12 protein-coding genes, 1 tRNA gene and 1 other RNA gene are annotated in these 16,684 nt (G+C 33.0%); 6 read left to right on the top strand and 8 right to left on the bottom strand.

Annotation, left to right across the window (positions count from 1 at the left end; all coding sequences use genetic code 11):
• Positions 1-3: 3 nt before the first annotated feature.
• A tRNA-Met gene (locus ACJMLH_RS01055) sits at positions 4-78 on the top strand.
• 20 nt (positions 79-98) lie between these two features.
• Positions 99-383, top strand: an RNA gene (gene rnpB, locus ACJMLH_RS01050) — RNase P RNA component.
• A gap of 27 nt (positions 384-410) precedes the next feature.
• On the opposite strand, the gene ACJMLH_RS01045 is transcribed toward rnpB, so the two are convergent.
• The 6 genes from ACJMLH_RS01045 to ACJMLH_RS01020 form a co-directional block, all read right to left on the bottom strand.
• Positions 411-662 (bottom strand): hypothetical protein, encoded by a 252-nt coding sequence (locus ACJMLH_RS01045; RefSeq protein WP_295609565.1) that lies wholly within the window; start codon positions 660-662, stop codon positions 411-413.
• A 248-nt stretch (positions 663-910) separates the two neighbouring features.
• Positions 911-1,099 carry a 2TM domain-containing protein gene (locus ACJMLH_RS01040; RefSeq protein ID WP_292751974.1) on the bottom strand — a complete coding sequence of 63 codons (189 nt, stop codon included), beginning with the start codon at positions 1,097-1,099 and terminating at the stop codon, positions 911-913.
• A gap of 278 nt (positions 1,100-1,377) precedes the next feature.
• The gene (locus ACJMLH_RS01035) at positions 1,378-1,620 is read right to left on the bottom strand and encodes a hypothetical protein (protein ID WP_405274087.1); all 243 of its coding nucleotides are present in this window, start codon (positions 1,618-1,620) and stop codon (positions 1,378-1,380) included.
• An 11-nt stretch (positions 1,621-1,631) separates the two neighbouring features.
• Positions 1,632-1,970, bottom strand: coding sequence for a hypothetical protein (locus ACJMLH_RS01030; protein ID WP_405274086.1), 339 nt, complete (start codon positions 1,968-1,970; stop codon positions 1,632-1,634).
• Position 1,971: 1 nt separating this feature from the next.
• Positions 1,972-2,613, bottom strand: a complete 642-nt coding sequence (locus tag ACJMLH_RS01025) for a flavodoxin (RefSeq protein WP_405274085.1) — start codon at positions 2,611-2,613, stop codon at positions 1,972-1,974.
• Positions 2,614-2,848: 235 nt separating this feature from the next.
• Positions 2,849-3,436: a hypothetical protein gene (locus ACJMLH_RS01020; RefSeq protein ID WP_405274084.1), complete on the bottom strand. Its 588-nt coding sequence runs from the start codon at positions 3,434-3,436 to the stop codon at positions 2,849-2,851.
• Between the two features lie 309 nt (positions 3,437-3,745).
• Here ACJMLH_RS01020 and ACJMLH_RS01015 point away from each other — a divergent pair, with 309 nt between their 5' ends.
• Both ACJMLH_RS01015 and ACJMLH_RS01010 read left to right on the top strand, forming a co-directional pair.
• Entirely contained in the window at positions 3,746-4,387 is a 642-nt protein-coding gene (locus ACJMLH_RS01015) for a site-2 protease family protein (protein ID WP_405274083.1), read from the top strand.
• Between the two features lie 183 nt (positions 4,388-4,570).
• Positions 4,571-4,894 carry a hypothetical protein gene (locus tag ACJMLH_RS01010; protein ID WP_405274082.1) on the top strand — a complete coding sequence of 108 codons (324 nt, stop codon included), beginning with the start codon at positions 4,571-4,573 and terminating at the stop codon, positions 4,892-4,894.
• Here ACJMLH_RS01010 and dusB read toward each other — a convergent pair.
• Positions 4,891-5,892: a tRNA dihydrouridine synthase DusB gene (gene dusB / locus ACJMLH_RS01005; protein ID WP_405274081.1), complete on the bottom strand. Its 1,002-nt coding sequence runs from the start codon at positions 5,890-5,892 to the stop codon at positions 4,891-4,893. The genes ACJMLH_RS01010 and dusB overlap by 4 nt on opposite strands.
• An 85-nt stretch (positions 5,893-5,977) precedes the next feature.
• Complete coding sequence (locus ACJMLH_RS01000) at positions 5,978-6,829, bottom strand: DUF1002 domain-containing protein (protein WP_405274080.1); 852 nt, start codon at positions 6,827-6,829, stop codon at positions 5,978-5,980.
• A 237-nt stretch (positions 6,830-7,066) separates the two neighbouring features.
• On the opposite strand from ACJMLH_RS01000, the gene ACJMLH_RS00995 reads away from it, so the two are divergent.
• Both ACJMLH_RS00995 and ACJMLH_RS00990 read left to right on the top strand, forming a co-directional pair.
• Entirely contained in the window at positions 7,067-11,920 is a 4,854-nt protein-coding gene (locus tag ACJMLH_RS00995; protein ID WP_405274079.1) for a cobaltochelatase subunit CobN, read from the top strand.
• A gap of 163 nt (positions 11,921-12,083) precedes the next feature.
• A complete protein-coding gene (locus ACJMLH_RS00990) occupies positions 12,084-16,628 on the top strand; it encodes a right-handed parallel beta-helix repeat-containing protein (RefSeq protein ID WP_405274078.1) in 4,545 nt (1,514 codons plus the stop codon).
• The last annotated feature ends 56 nt before the right edge of the window (positions 16,629-16,684 follow it).

Here is a 16,684-nt window from a genome sequence, read left to right as displayed (position 1 = left end):
TATAGCAGGGTGGGGTAGTCTGGTGATCCCGCGGGGCTCATAACCCCGAGATCCCTAGTTCAAATCTAGGCCCTGCTACTTTTAATTAATATTTTATGGCAAGTTAAAGACAGCTGCTGGTTTATTATATAAACTAAGGAAACTCCGCCCATCACACAGAACTACGGCGTTGAAAAACGTATGCTGAGAAGCATGACTCTGGAGCAGAAACGACACGGCTTTTAATGGTAGACGATGATATTTAATTGAGGACATTAAAAGAAGCGGTGAAACGGCCATTCCGTAGGATGCAAGAGCAAAGTTGCCGATGACAACCTGTAAGAGGCAAGGTAGCACGCTAAGATGAATGCTGTTAAACAGAAGGTGGGTTACTCTTAACAGGCCATGAATATTAATTATTTCTTATTTTTTCACAATCTTTTAAAAACTTGTAATTTTTGTGATTTATCGTGGTAACTATTTGGATTTTGTAGGCAATCAGAAGTTCTTGCAGGTTCAAATTGACTGCAACTATCCGTTGGATTAGTGTGTCCATTACCTAAATGACAAATAACGCCATCTGCAGCACCTTTTAATTGTATATTAGCTTGCCAATGCACACAATTAAGACAAACTCTATCTGGGTTCAATTCTGAAATATTAATTCCATCAATTTCATACATTTTAACCACTTTTTCTAATTAATTTTATTTTGCATTAATCCTTTAATATTTTTCTTTTTTAAATTTTAAATGTCAAAAATTGAGGTTGGATTTGCTTATTTTTGATAGGTAACCCACCAGATTTTTGGTGGGTTACTCTTAACAGGCCATAAATATTAATTACACATTGCTTATTTTCATAGTTAAACTTTCATAATTTAAAAAGAAGGTGAAATCACTCATATTTTACTATTCAGTTAGTATCAAGGTTAATCATCGATAAAAACGACTTTTATATACTTGGCTATTAATATAATTGCAACTATTACCATTGGGAAATAGAACCACCAGTGGTTTGGTGTGAATATAAGATTTATTAAAAATAATACTACAGTAACGAGGATAAATCTTAATATATGTTCTTTAAAATTGATTTTTTTATCTGACTTGTCGGCCATTTCATCACCTGAGATTTTTATAATCTTACTATATTATTAATATTATTTAAGCATACCCTGATTGTTTATATAATGGGTTATCTATTTAAAATGAAATGTCAGAAATGAAAGTAGTTTTTGCCTATATTTCATAGGTAACCCACACGATTTTATATGGGTTACTCTTAACAGGCCATAAATATTAATTATTTTGTTTTTTAATTTTAAACCTAATTTGCAATTTGATAACTATTTGAATTAAAATTGTTATTTTTTCTTTTTTTGGAAATGATTGTAGCTTAAATATTTTTAGAATTAACGGCAAGATTGGTAATTGCACTTATCATTAAAATTATGCATAGATATTCCAGTGTATTTATAATTATATTTCCAGTAACTAAGCTAAAACCATAATTTCCTGTTAAATGATTCCAGAAATCAACTGCAATCATTGAATAAATTCCCAATATAATTATTGCAACATATATTAATTTATTTTCAATTTTATCAAATAATTTGGTAAGATTAATGCCTAAGTGCATTCCCAGCACTATTATGCTGGCATAAGCAAAATTTTGTGAAGATAGATTGTGGTAAGGCTTCCAATATTCAGAAATGTTAGGATATTCTGGCTTGATAAAATGCCTGTTATACAGGTTACAGAAAAGGTTACTATAAACAATATGTTTATGATCAACATTAAACTTCTCTTAAGAGGGTATTTTCCTTTTAAAATGGATTTGAAATACTTTTTATTTAAGATTAAGTGTAAAATAACCAGTATTATTAGGCATATTCCGATTATTTCGTGAATTTCTCCTGGAAGGTATACTTTTGAATATTCCATTAACATTAATATGAATAATAGAATGTCCACAACCATCTTTTTCATTTTAAAAACCTGATTCTTTTAGCCAGTTTATTGTTTGCTGTTTTCCAGCTTCACTTCTTGCAGTTTTCCCGTCCATAGCTAAACCATCAATATTTACATTTGCTTTTGGTAATTTTGATTGGACTGTTTTGTATGTTCCGGCATCTCCAGATCCTTCATGTGTATTGAATAGGTATACATTTTTGCCGTCAAAGTTATAATCTTCTAAAAAGGTGTACATTATCATTGGCAGGTCGCCCCACCAAATAGGATAACCTATGAATACTGTCTTGTAGCTATCAAAATTATCAATTTTTCCCTGAATCTTTGGTCTTGCATTGTCATCTTTTTCTTTTGATGCAAGTTTGGTACATTCGTCATAGTTATCTGGATACTTATCTACAGGAACTATTTCAAATGAGTCGGCTTTCAAATATTCCTTGATGTAGGAGGCCACCATTGCTGTGTTTCCGACTTCCACATTTCCGACATTGTAATTTTCACCTGTTCTTGAAAAATAAACGATTAGAACATCACTGTCTGTGCTGTTTTTATTTAAAATATTGTTTGCTTGCGTTTCTGCATCACTGATTGCAGTCACTTCACTAATCCCTAATCCAAAAACGATTAGGATGATTGTAAATAAAATAATTTTTTGCCTCATATTATCACTTGATGATATGTTGAGTATCACAACATTTATAAATTTTGTTTGGTAGTTGTCCGCTAACGGGATATTTCAAATAATATTTGCATAAGCTTAAAAAAATATCATGAAAAAATCAAAAGGAAATTGGAAACTTTCTTGGGAGAAAAATCCAAGGGTAATGTTAAATTGAAAACCTTTAACCAAAAAATAAAAAAAGGATTTTTAGAAGTTATTCTAAAAATCATTATATTTACTTGTTTTCCATAGGGCCAACACTGTCAATAATACCTTCTATTTCTGGAGTGTATAAGCTAGCAGTGGCATTATTTGTGAAAATAACTAATTTATTTTCTTTTCCATCTTTGATAAATGTAACTGCTCTGAAATGGTCAACAGGGTCATCGAAAGGTGCTGCAATCTCTGGCGGGTATGTTATTGTAGCTGAATCACTTCCCTCAACTACTGTTGGTGCAGTTAAATTTTTGAGTTTGTCTGAATGTGCTGCAAAATCATGCACGGTATATCCGTTTATTGTTTTGTTGGTTACGTTTTCATATCCTACGTCTTTACCATACTTTTTAATGGCAGCAAAGAATTCGTCTTCAAATTTTTCATCTGAGTGTTTTTGTGCGGTAAATGTTATATTAATGTCTTTTCCGGTTGCAACTATCTTTTTATCGTCAATGGAAAAGGTACTTGGTATTTTAACTTGTGCACCGTCACCTTCCAAATACTTGTCGCCTCCTAAAAAGTCAAACAATCCGGCACTTACAGCACTTAAACAGCTAAATACTGCTAAAATGACTATGGCCAATGCTATTATTTTTTTGATATCCATTTTAATCTCCTCTATTTTTTAATAAAATGTTTTATTTCTTTTATTTTGGGCAGTAATCTATATAGACAATTTTAACGGGCATGTTAAAAAAATATGTCATTAATAAACTAAAAAGCCCTATATTGGAGTCTTTATGGATATTTGTATATATAATTTACTAAAATGGAATTAATCAAGGTATAATTTACATAAAATGCTGATTTTTCAGTAAATGATTTTGAAATATTATGCAATTTATTCAAAATTTTTATCTTGATGCAATGGTTTAAAGAAAAAAAAATTTAAATGTGAAACTAGATATTGATATTTATGTTGGTATATACAAAAAAAGAAATACGGGATTTAATAATTGCATTTATTGTACTTACAATCTGTTTTTCAATAGCAACTGCAGGATTTAACCATAAAAGTATCATTTCAATTTTACCTATAATTATTATTGGTGTGGTAATCGGATCTGTATCGCATGAGCTTGGCCACAAATATATTGCAATGAAATATAGTTGTGATGCTGAATTTAAATTGTGGCCTCTTGGATTAGCAATAGCATTCGTTACATCATTTTTTGGTTTTGTATTTGCATCTCCCGGCACAGTTCAGATTCATCCGGAAAATCGAAGCGATGAAATAAACGGCAGGATTTTAATTGCAGGGCCAATGGCCAATATGGGTCTTGCATTAGTATTTTTAGCTATTGTGGCTTTAATATATCCTTTACGATTTTACTCAGGAATTTTTCATTTAATATATTTAGTCAGTGGTGTTGGATTTTCTGTCAATAGTTTTTTAGCTACATTCAACCTGTTTCCCCTTTATAGCTTAGACGGAACCAAAGTTTTAAAGTGGAATGCAAAAATTTGGTTTATTGCAATTGCAATTGCAGGAATCATGATGCTGGGGTCTATTTTTATAGGCGCTGAACGTATGGTCCAAATTTTTATGGGATTGTAAATCACAGATTTTTGCCATATTGGCAAAAATATGCCATAAATATTATTATTTCCAATTCAAGGTGTTATTGTCCAAATTTCAAAAGATTTAATAAGGATTCAAATTAAATAATTATTAGTATTAAAATATTTCGACTTGATAGTTGTTTAATAAAAGTTATTTGTAGTAAAAGGAGGTTTGCTAATGGGTGAACTTACATGTGATGATGTTTTAGAGTATCAGAATCTTTTAAAATTAGCACCAACGTTTATACTGAAAAGGATGGCCAGAAAAAAATCAAATTTGGTAAAAAAGTTTGAACCAAAGGTCAAAGAATATTTGGAAAATTTGGATAGCAATCATCAGGAAAAATTGAATATTCTATTGAATAGCAATATTGATGATTTGCAGGTTTTAATGAATGAAGCTTACCGAAAAACAAATAACAAGCAATTTAAGATATTGGCGGATTCAAAAAATAAAGAATTTATACATATAAATCTTGAAGAATTAAAAAAATTGGTTTAATTTGAGTCTTTTTTCCTATGTTCCCTATAGGATGTAAGATATTCATCCAATAGGCTGAACAGTTCTTCTTTTGTATTTGCTTTAAAAATTCTTGGTTTGATTTCAAAACTTCCGGGAAGATTCTTTAAATAATAGGCGGCATGGCTTCTCATTTCGGGAATGGCTATTTCTTCGCCTTTTAGATCAATCAGTAATTCGGCATGTTTTTTTGCCATACTTATTTTTTCTTCAGCGCTGACTCTTTCAGGCTCTTTTCCATCATCCAGATATTCGATGCAATGTTTAACCAGCCAAGGATTTCCCCTGATTGCCCGACCAATCATTATAGCATCACAGCCGGTTTCATCAAGCATTCGTTTAGCATCATAGCATGTCCATATATCGCCATTGCCGATTACAGGTATTGAAACTTCTTCTTTTACTTGTTTTATCAGTGACCAGTCTGCTGGCGTGTCGTATCTGTCTTCTCGGGTACGTGGATGTAGGGTTATTGCTGATGCACCTGCATCTTCAACCATTTTTGCCATTTCAATTGCATTAATGCTATTTTTACTCCATCCACTCCTGATTTTTACTGTAACTGGAATAGGCACGGTATCTACGACGGCTTTAACAATCTCTTCAGCCTTTGTAGGATTTTTTAAAAGGGCGCTTCCTGCCTTGCTTTTAACAGCCACTTTTTTTACAGGACATCCCATGTTAATGTCAATAATGTCAGGTTTCATGTTTTCATGAATGAATTTGGAAGCTATTTTAAACGATTCTGCTTCTGCTCCAAAAATCTGCTGGGAAATTGGCCTTTCTTCTTCTGTCATGTAAAGCATTTCTTTTGTCTTGTAATTGTCATACATTATGGCTTTGTCTGAAACCATTTCAGTTTCAATCAGCCCGCAGCCCATGGATTTCACTATCCTTCTGAATGCTGAATCGCAGATTCCTGCCATAGGCGCCAAAACAATTTGATTATCAATTTTTACATTGCCAATTTTCCATTTCATAAATACACTTCATTAAATTATAGTAATAATATATAAAAAATAGATTAATTAATTTTTGGATAAAAATAAAAAAATGCATGGACTATCAGTTAAATAGTCCATCAAATAATCCTTTTACAGGATTTTTATCATCAGTAGTATTATTAAACATGCCAGACACTTCTGAAGTGTAGTTGGTTATGTCTCCTTGCACGTTTTGTATTTGCTCAATACTTGTTGCAAGGTTTTCTACATCGCTGTTTGTAATGTTAATGTTGTTTACAACTGTGTAGTTTTCGATTATGTTTACAATAGTTTGGTGGTCTGTAACATTATCCTCTTTAACGGTTTCTTTTACATCATCAACCAAATCTGTTAATTGTTCAGCACTAACATTTGAATTTTCAACAATTTCTGCTTGTGTGTAGATTTCGTTGTTTGCAGCTTCTTTTACAGGCTCTGGAATTTTAACATTGGTAATTTCTTCATATGAATTCATTATGCCTGCAAGTGCTGATTCACCTGTTGCGGTTACAGGACTTGTTACATAAACATGACCTGCTGTGATTCCTGCTGATTTTAATGCTGAAATGTACATGTCTCCTGTTATTGTGGTAATTTTAGATTTGTCCACACTAACTTCGAGATTGTCATTTTCATTCAAATCAACGAGAGCTGATGAAAATATTTGGTCTGAACCATAAGTTTTTCCAGATATTGAAGTTGAAATCTTATTTACTTGATCTGCAGTGATTATTTTTGATGTTACTTTGTACATGTCAACATGTGCTTGTTTTTCAAAGAAATCATCAACAATATTTTTATAATTCGCATTGTGGTGAGTTGTTTCACCATATGTAATTACTACTTGGCTATCGTTAGTTGAAAAACTTGCTGGGATAACCATTCCGACTAAGATTATAGATAATATAATTATACCTATCATACTCTTTCGCATATTATCACCTCAATATAATAGCAAATTTTATTTAGTTATTTAAGTATTTAAATGTATATCATTTGAACTTATATTTTTATTATAAATTTTAAATTTTGCATAAATTCAGCAACTTTTATATGTTCTCAAATTAAATTTAAACTTATAGTAAATAATTATTACTATTACTTTATAATTAATCAGTTAAAAGGAGGTGAAAATACGGTAAAGCTTAATAATCAAATAATATTTGCATTGATGATTTCTATATTGCTTCTGGTCTCTGTAGGTTGTGTATTTGCAGAAACCAACGAGACAATATCTGGGGTTGCTAAAAATACTACTGTTGTGACGCATGATGCGGTTTTGACGTCAAGTGCGGATAGTCCGATATTGGCAGCCAACGACAATGTCATTAATATTAATGTAAAGGATTCATACATCAAAAACAGCAGTACCTGGGATGAAGATGGTATTAACCTAGCCGGGGCTACCGTCAAGGTCTTTGATTCTAATAATAAATTGGTTTCAACACAAATTACCGATTCGAACGGTAATGCAGTGATAAAAAATCTGGGTTCAAAGGTTTACTCACTGGAAGTTTCCTATTCAACTTATGAACCGATAAAACTGACAGATTTGGACTTCACTAAAAAGAGCGGTACCTTGAATATTAAAGATGTGATTTTCGTTCCGGACATATTGCTGCTTGTGGATTACAACTCTCATAACGAGAAGGTCGACATCTTGATGAACATGTCAAAAAGGGTAGCTTACATCAGTACTACCGATTTTGACAAGTCCAGGGCATGGTTAGTTGAATATGCCAAGTTCATGCATATTGACATGTTTTCAGAATCCGCATACAGTGTTCTTACAGGACAGTACTTAAAAGAGCTTTTGGCAAAATCCCCTGCAAATGCGAATTATAATGTAGCGTATACGTTCAGTGTCTTTTCAAAGCAAATATTGAACAACACTGGTTTGCATATAGTAGGTGCTTCTCCAAAGAACAATACCTACGATACAATTGAAAATACCTACATAGGTTCTTATTTCCAGGCTAGAGATATTGAGGAGTCAGATATCCTTCAGAGCAATATGAAAAATTATTTTGATTATGTTCGTTATTTGATTAATCCTTCTAAGTATTCTAATCCGACTCTTGATGAGAATAATGCTCCGTTAATGTCTCCTGAATGTGGTTTTTATCATCCTGATTTAGGACTGTATACATTGGTTCCTGAAGGAGTTTTAATTAATTCATGGATTCGCGAAAATCCGGGTTATACTCACAGTTCCGATGGTAGTTTAAATTGGATGACAGAAAATTATGTTGAATGGTTAACAAAGGTCTTGGATCCTACAGCATTGTTTAAAAAGTTTGAAAACGATTATATCGCTAAATTCCATCCTGACAAATCTTTCATAGCAATTGCTTCCTATTATGGTGGTGAAGAGGTATCCGATGCATTGATTAGAGGTTACGAAGCAAATGGCAGGCCTGCATTTAATGTATTTAAAACAGGCACTCAACCGCCAATGTCTTCAATTTTAAATAAGATAGCCAATCTTTCAACTGTTGGAATATCTGCCATAAATTCATTATGCAGCTGGTCATTGGATTATGCCAACGGTACTGCAGAACCTGATTTGACAGATATTGATTTGCATGTATTGAAGGGAATCGTTGAGATTTCAGAATACAGTTACAACAGTGAATTGGGACCTCAAGTTGAATGGACATATATGGTTACCTATCCAAGTTTTGAAGGTGTATTCGGTCAAGTCGCATTATCCTGGGTTGACAGTTTAGGAAAATCCCATGTTATTCAGGATGGTGTGGATAAAATGGTTCAGTTAAACTGTAAATGGGCTGATTTGCATGATTTGAATAATTCTGATAAAAAAGTAGCCATAATGCTTTATAATTACCCTCCGGGTAAAGCTGAGATAGGTGCATCTTATCTGGATGTATTTTATAGTGCATATGAGCTGCTTGTCCAGTTATATATTCAAGGCTATGATATTGGAGGGTCTGTCGAGTATTTGAATTACTACAATAACACTTACGAAATACTCATCAATTCAACTACCGGCTACAAAATCAATGGAAGTATTGCAAATTTCATTTCATTATATAATTTGACTCAAATCATATTTGACATGAACAACAAGGGTTCATGGGCAAGCGGTCTGCTTGAAAAATATGTTGAAGAAAACTGGGATACATTAATGAAGCATCATCAACTGATATCCCTTGAAGATTTTGAATATCTAACTTCAGATATAAGGGATAAGTTGTACAATGATCTTATGAGCTATTGGGGAGATAATTTAGGTCCTGCAATGGTATATAAGAACAAGTACATTGTAATTCCAGGTGTTTGGTTCGGTAATGTTTTCATCACTTTCCAGCCAAGTAGAGGTTGGGAGGAAGTTCAAGATTATCACAGTTTGGTTATTCCTCCTCACCAACAGTATGTTTCATTTTATAAATGGATGGAAAAAACTGCAAAGATTAATGCTATTGTCAGTATGGGAACTCACGGAACTTTGGAATGGTTGCCAGGTATTAACCTTGGTGCATTTCCGGGAGATTGGACATTTGAATTGTCTTTAATTCCTACAGTTTATCCTTATATTGTGTCAAACCCTGGTGAAGCTATGGTTGCTAGAGATAGAAGTTCTGCTTTATTAATCACTCACATGACTCCTGCAATGGTATCATCTGAGTTATATGGTAATTATACTACATTAAAAAATTATATCAATTACTATAAAGAACAATTAAGTTTAAATGTAACTTCTAATGCCGAATCATATAAAAGCATGATTCTGGAATTGGCTCCGGAATTAGGTTTTAGAAATATGTCAAGCAACGAGACTTTCCAGGATTGGATTGATGAATTGCACCATTACTTGGACGCTATGGAAGATGATTTCAATACTTTTGGTCTTCACACTCTCGGTAAAATATTAACCGGTTATGAATTAATAGAGGAAGTTGTAACAATTGTCACTTCCCAAACAAAAATTTATGACCAATTGATTGAATTCCTTTATCCGAAATTAGCAGGTTTAAGTTTCTATAAGGATATGCAAAAAGATTTCAGGTATGCCGATGAAGTTGAAAAGATTACTTCCTTCTTAAAAGACTATGTTTCCAAGTTGGTCAACGGCACTTCAGCTGCTGAATTGAATAAGCAGTTAGGTATTAAAAAAGGCACTGCATTATATAATTCAACTAGTTACTGTGAAGACATTATTGCTAATATTCATAGAAATAATGAATGGAATGCGATTATGCGTTCGTTAAATGGTTCATATGTAAAATCAGGATTATTTGCTGATCCTTCCTATGGTGATTCAATACCTACTGGATTTGACGGATATGCATCAGACCCAACAAGAATGCCATCTAAGGCAGCTTATGAGTCTGCAGTTACTATTGTTAATATGCTTTTGGCAAATTACTATGAGCAGCACGGCAAATGGCCGGAATTAACTTCATTGATTTTGTGGGGTACTGAAATATCAAGAACTGAAGGTATTGGTGTTGCGGAATTCATGTATCTTTTAGGATGTAAACCTGTATGGGCAGATAACGGTAAAGTTCTGGGTGTAGAGCAATTGCCTCTTGAGAATCTTACAGTAACATTTGAAAATGGTACAGTCTTAAATAGGCCTAGAGTTGATGTGTTCGCCAGTATGGTTACAAATAATAAGGATTGGATTACTTGGATGTTAACTTCAGTTAACTTAGCTTTAAATGCTACCGGTGAGGATGAAACCAATAATTATGTTAAAAAACATTATGCAGAAAATCCTACTTTGGATAGATTATTTGGTCTTCCAGGTAATGTATTAGAAGGAACTGGAATGTCAAACCTTATTCCAAACACTGCAGATTGGAGTATTTCATCTGTTAATGAATATGCTATGGATATTTATTTAAGCAAAGTATCCTATTCATGGACTCTCGATGAAAAAGGTAATATTGTAGTTAATAATCAGAAAGAAAACTATAAATATTTACTTGAAAATGTTGATGTAGTTACTCAAAACTTTGACAGTTCATGGAGATTATTCGATTCAGACGATTACTACGATTGGTTTGGAGGTTTATATAATGCTGCAAATGTTTTGAAAAATCAATCCGGTAAAGCCAGACCAGATACATCATTTTTCGATATCAGGAACAAAAACAATTATATTTCAAGAACTTACGAGGAAGAAATAGAGTTTGAAGTTAGAAGTATGCTGTTAAATCCACAATATTACAACGCATTAGTTAACACTCCTGGTGGAATGAACTCCTATGCCTCCAGATTCCAAAACTTCTATGCAAGTACTGTAATAGGTGGAGGAAACTTAAATAAGCAATTGGGTAATCAATTAGCAGAAACCATAATGAAAATTGATTCGGGAGTAACCAACTCTCAGCTTGCTGCAGGTGCACAATCTTCCACTGCTTGGATGATTTATATGGCTCAGCAGGGCATATGGGACGGAGATTCAAGCACAGTTCAGAAATTAGTTGATACCTACATGCAAAGCGTTATTGATTATGGTGTGGCATGTTGTCACCACACTTGTAAAAATCTTGCATGGAATTCAGAAATTATTCAATTAAGTTCACTAACTCCTGCTCAAAAGCAAAAATTCGCAGAAATTCTCGCTCAAGCTACAAACACTGACCCATTATATCAAGCGGAAGAAAATTCAAATGGTAACCAAGGCCAAAACGGAAATAACAATGGGCAATCTGATGACGGTAATAAAAATGCGAATACACTAACCAATAATACTTCTCAAGAACAATCTGATGGATCTAACGACGGTGGTCAAACAGCTTTTGGTATTGAACCATCTGCAACTGGAGATGCTAAATCTGCTGCAGATTCACAATCTTCTCAAGATTCATCTTCTGGAGAATCTGGTGCTAGTGGCGCTAAATCTTATGAGCTTTCTGAAAAATCTACATCCAAATCAGCTAGTGCAACTGAATCAAGCATGCCAATATTTGTAGTTATTGCAGTTATTCTATTGATTGTAATATTCTTAGCAGGATACTGGCGTGATAATAACGACGATTATGATGATTATTAATTTAATCATCAACTTTTTTTTATTTTTTTTAATATTTTTAATATTTCAGTAATTTTTAAATATTATATCTTGTTATAAATAATGTCATAATAGATATTTTTTAAAGTTTAATTTAGTTGGACTTTTTAAATATATTATAATTTAATATTGATGAGGTATAATAATGATTAAAAAAATTAATATTTTTTTAGTTTTATTGCTGCTTGTCGTTTCTATTTGTGCAGTTAGCGCTGCAGATGATGGAAACATGACAGAATTAAGTAGTAATGGAGCTATTCAGGATACGGTTAGTTTATCCATTGATAAAGATATTAGTTATAGTTCAAATAGTTCAGAAGATGTTGTAGCTATTGAAAAGGATTATGAGATTGGTGCATCTTCACATACTATCACAGAAGATAATTATAATCAATATTTCAGTTCAGTTGATGGAAAAGCAATATCCTCAAAAATAAACTCTGGAGATACAGTTTTACTTGATGGAAGCTTTTCAGGCAAAACCTTTATTTTTGACAAGACAGTAAATGTTGCCGGAACATCTACCAATTCACTGAAAAATTCAATGATTTCATTATTGAGTGGAGCTTCTGGAAGTTCTATAGCTAATTTGAATATTGCAAATACAAAAGATGAAACATATGGTATATTTTTAAACTCCGCAAGTAACTGTACAGTCAGTAATTGTGTTATAAATAACACTGGAAGGTCATCATATTGTATTTGTTTGGCAAACGGCGCTAATTACAATAATGTAACAGACAATAACTTAAAGGCATATGGAATTACTTATGGACATGGTAGTTTTACAAGATCCACACCGCCTCTAATTCTCAGCGGTTCCCATTATAATTATGTGGCCAATAACCATGTTGAGGCAGATGATGCAAACGGAATTTATTTATCCAGTTATTCCGGTGGGCCTTTAAAAGGCGGTAAATCTAATTATAATATGATTTTCAATAACACTGTCCATTATAATGTATTGCCTACTTCATGGGCATACGGTATTCAGGTAATGGGTGAAAAAAACATAATCAAATCCAATACAGTTATTGGAGGTTATAGAGGTGTTTCCACTTCAGAGGCGGGAAATACAATAATTGATAATATGATTATTAATCTCACAGGAGCTGATTATAATAATCCTGGTGTTGAATCCGGAGGAGAATACGGTATTGTAGCTTCCTACAATTCATTAGTTTCAAATAACCATATTATTGGAGCTAAAGTAATATCCACCGGAGCAGGAATCACTGCTCTTGATGATTCTGTTGTGGAAAACAATGGTGTTAATGTAACCGATAAAGGAAGAGGAATAGTAGCTAGTGGTTCCAATGTTATTATTAGAAATAATGTTATTTTCACAGAATCCGGATCAGGTGTTTATCAAAAAGATGAAGGTTCTGGATTGCTTGTTGACGGAAACAACATTACTTCAGTTTCAGGTGTTGGTATTTTAATTGAAAAATTAAGTTCAAAAAGAATGCCGAAAAATGTAACTGTTGTAAACAATGTCATTTATACCAATAATAAATATGCAATTGATGCTTCTGGAGTTCAAGAGGATACATCTGAAATAGATGTTGAGTCAAATAAGATTATTGGTGGAGGTTTGATTAATTCTCCAGCAGGAGTAATTGATTCTTCCAAACCTACTTATATTTATAAAGGAACGGTCCATACAATCACTCCGGAAAATATTCGTGAATATATTAATGATAACGGTGGTTTGACTTCCGAAATTAATGATACTGATATTTTAAACTTTAAAGGAACCTTTTCCAATGAAGTGATATATGTCACAAAAGCGGTTAAAATTACTGGTCAAAATCCGATATTTTACAATTCCACTTTCAAAGTCACTTCCGGTAATGTATTGATTGAAAATTTAACCATAATAAATAAAAAAGCCGAAAGGGTAAACGCTTGGGGTATCTTTGTAAATCAGGCTCCTGGTGTCAGAATTATGAATAACCATATTACTGTCAGTGACCCTAAAGCTGCTTATGCAATTTATTTATTACAATCCAGCGATATTGATGTTATAAATAACGTATTGATTTCTGAAGGGGATTATTTGACTTTTACATTACTCTCATACGCATGTGAAGAGTGTATTTTTGCTAATAATACAATCCGTACAACTGGTACTGGAGAATCCTATCAGTTTTCACCTGAAAAATGCATTGACGGAAATGAACTTGTAATCAACGGAAGATCTTATTGTTTGGATGGTAATGAGCTTGTTATTGATGGTAAGTCTTATTGTTTGGATGGTAATGAGCTTGTTATTGATGGTAAGTCTTATTGTTTGGATGGTAATGAATTCGTTATTGATGGTAAGTCTTATTGTTTGGATGGTAATGAGTTTGTAATTGACGGCACTAGCTATTGCATCGACGGCAATGAGTTTGTCATCGGAGGAACACGCTACTGTTTAGACGGTAATGAACTGACCATCGACGGAAAATCCTATTGTTTGGATGGTAATGAGCTTGTTATTGATGGTAAGTCTTATTGTTTGGATGGTAATGAAGTTGTTATTGATGGTAAGTCTTATTGTTTGGATGGTAATGAACTGACCATTGATGGAAATGCCTATTGTTTGGATGGTAATGAGCTTGTTATTGATGGTAAGTCTTATTGTTTGGATGGTAATGAGCTTGTTATTGATGGTAACCGTTATTGTGTAGACGGTAATGAATATACTACTGATAGTGCACATGTTGTTTCAGAAATTTATCAAACCTATGGAATCTTATTATTATACTCATCTAACAATATAATTTCTGGAAACGATGTAAACGTCACCTCAAAATTAGCCGATCAGCAATCCACAACCGGAAACAAATCATCTCAAAATTCACTTGTAGGTATCGACTTATACTTCAACTGCCACAACAATACCATTTCAGACAATAATGTATTCGTAAAATCCAAAGACAACTACATTTATGGAATGGGCGTATTGGGATATTATACCGGTCACAGTGCTCCTCAAGGCCAGGGCGCAACCAACAATGCATTCATTGGAAATCAAATAACTCTTGATGGAATTTACTGTGTTGAAGGAATAATCATCGGTGATGAATCAGAAGACACTTCAGTCGAAGGCAATGTTATCAATATTGATTCAGACGCAGCAGCATACGGTATCTACTTTGAAATGTCTCAAAAATCAACTGTTAAAAACAATAATCTTACTTTGAACTCTCAGGCAATTTATGGAATTGAAGGATACGGTTCAAGTGATAATGTTGTATGGAATAACATAGTCAATGCAAATGGTAAAGATGTATATGGTGTTATTTTCGTAAATGGTAACAAAAACAGCATTAAAGATAATAAAATCAATGCTAATGGTAACGGTGAAGATTTAACAGTTAAAATTTTAGATTCTATCGGAACAGGCAATGCAGGAATTTATTTAATGTCCAATTCAACCGAGAATTACATCGAAGAAAATGAGGTAACTTCCAAAAAAGGATATGCAATACTTCTAGACAATGAAGCAATTGAAAATGTCATTGCTGATAATTATTTAGACTGTGAAAAAGGAATTGGAAACAAAGCTGTTTCCAACACAGAAAACAATAATGTTTCAGGTAATTACAAATATGTTGCAAATCCAAAAGTTAACGAAATTAATGTTCCTTACAGAGGCACAGCTAATATTGTCATAACTCTGGGTAATGACTTGAATGGAGCTACTGTAGACTTTTATGATGTTGATGGAGGCGTTAGACAGTCAACTGTATCTGGTGGAATAGCTACAATTGAATACAAACTTGATGAGTCTTACACTCCTGCCCAATATCCGTTTACTGCAAAAGTGTCCAAGGAAGATTATAAGTCCGAAACAATTGATGTACCGGTCACAGTATCCAATGGAAATATTGTAATTGATGTGCCTTATGTTTCCATTCAGCAAGGAGATAGTGGAAATATAACTGCAACTGTTGTAGATGAATTTGGAAACAAGATTAACGGTGCAGTCGTTCAATTTAACAGACTGAATTCTGCTGGAAGAGCGACACCAATGGGTACAGCGGTTGTTGCAAATGGTGTGGCAACACTTAATTATGCAGTTCCTGTTTCATTGGAAGGTGGAAATCATACCATAACTGCAGTAGTCAGCGGTGTGGAAAACTATAATGATGCTAATACAGCTTCAACTCTGGAAGTAATCCAAAAGCCATTGCTGACCGGCGGTAAAAATTATTCAGTGTATTATGGTAATACTGTAAAATATAAGGTTCGCGCTTTGGATGTTGATGGAAAACCGGTTTCAGGACAATATGTATACTTTAAGCTTAGTAATGGAAAATCTAAAAAAGTAAAAACCACTACTAATGGATATGCAACCTATTCTATTAAATTAAAAGCAGGTACATATACCATTAAAGCTACATTCGACGGTTATACAACATCAAATAAAATTGTTTTCAAACCTACATTGACAGCTAAAAACATTTCCAAGAAAAAAGCTAAGACCACTAAATTTACAGTTAAGTTGGTTAATAAAAACGGTAAAATCTTGAAAAACAAGAAAATTACCTTTAAAATGAAAAACAAAAAATACACTGCAAAAACAAATAATAAAGGTATTGCAACTTTGTCCCTTAAGAACTTAAAAGTGGGCAAATACACAATAACTTCCAGTTATGGCGGTTGTACTATTTCAAATAAAATTACTATAAAAAAATAAAGGTTTAACCTTTATTTTATCTTTTTTTCAAATATATTTTATTAAAATTTAAATAT

It is taken from the genome of Methanobrevibacter sp., assembly GCF_045116495.1.
Lineage (GTDB): Archaea > Methanobacteriota > Methanobacteria > Methanobacteriales > Methanobacteriaceae > Methanocatella.
The sequence above is the reverse complement of the archived record's forward strand: the minus strand, read 5'-3'. Positions and strand labels throughout refer to the sequence as shown.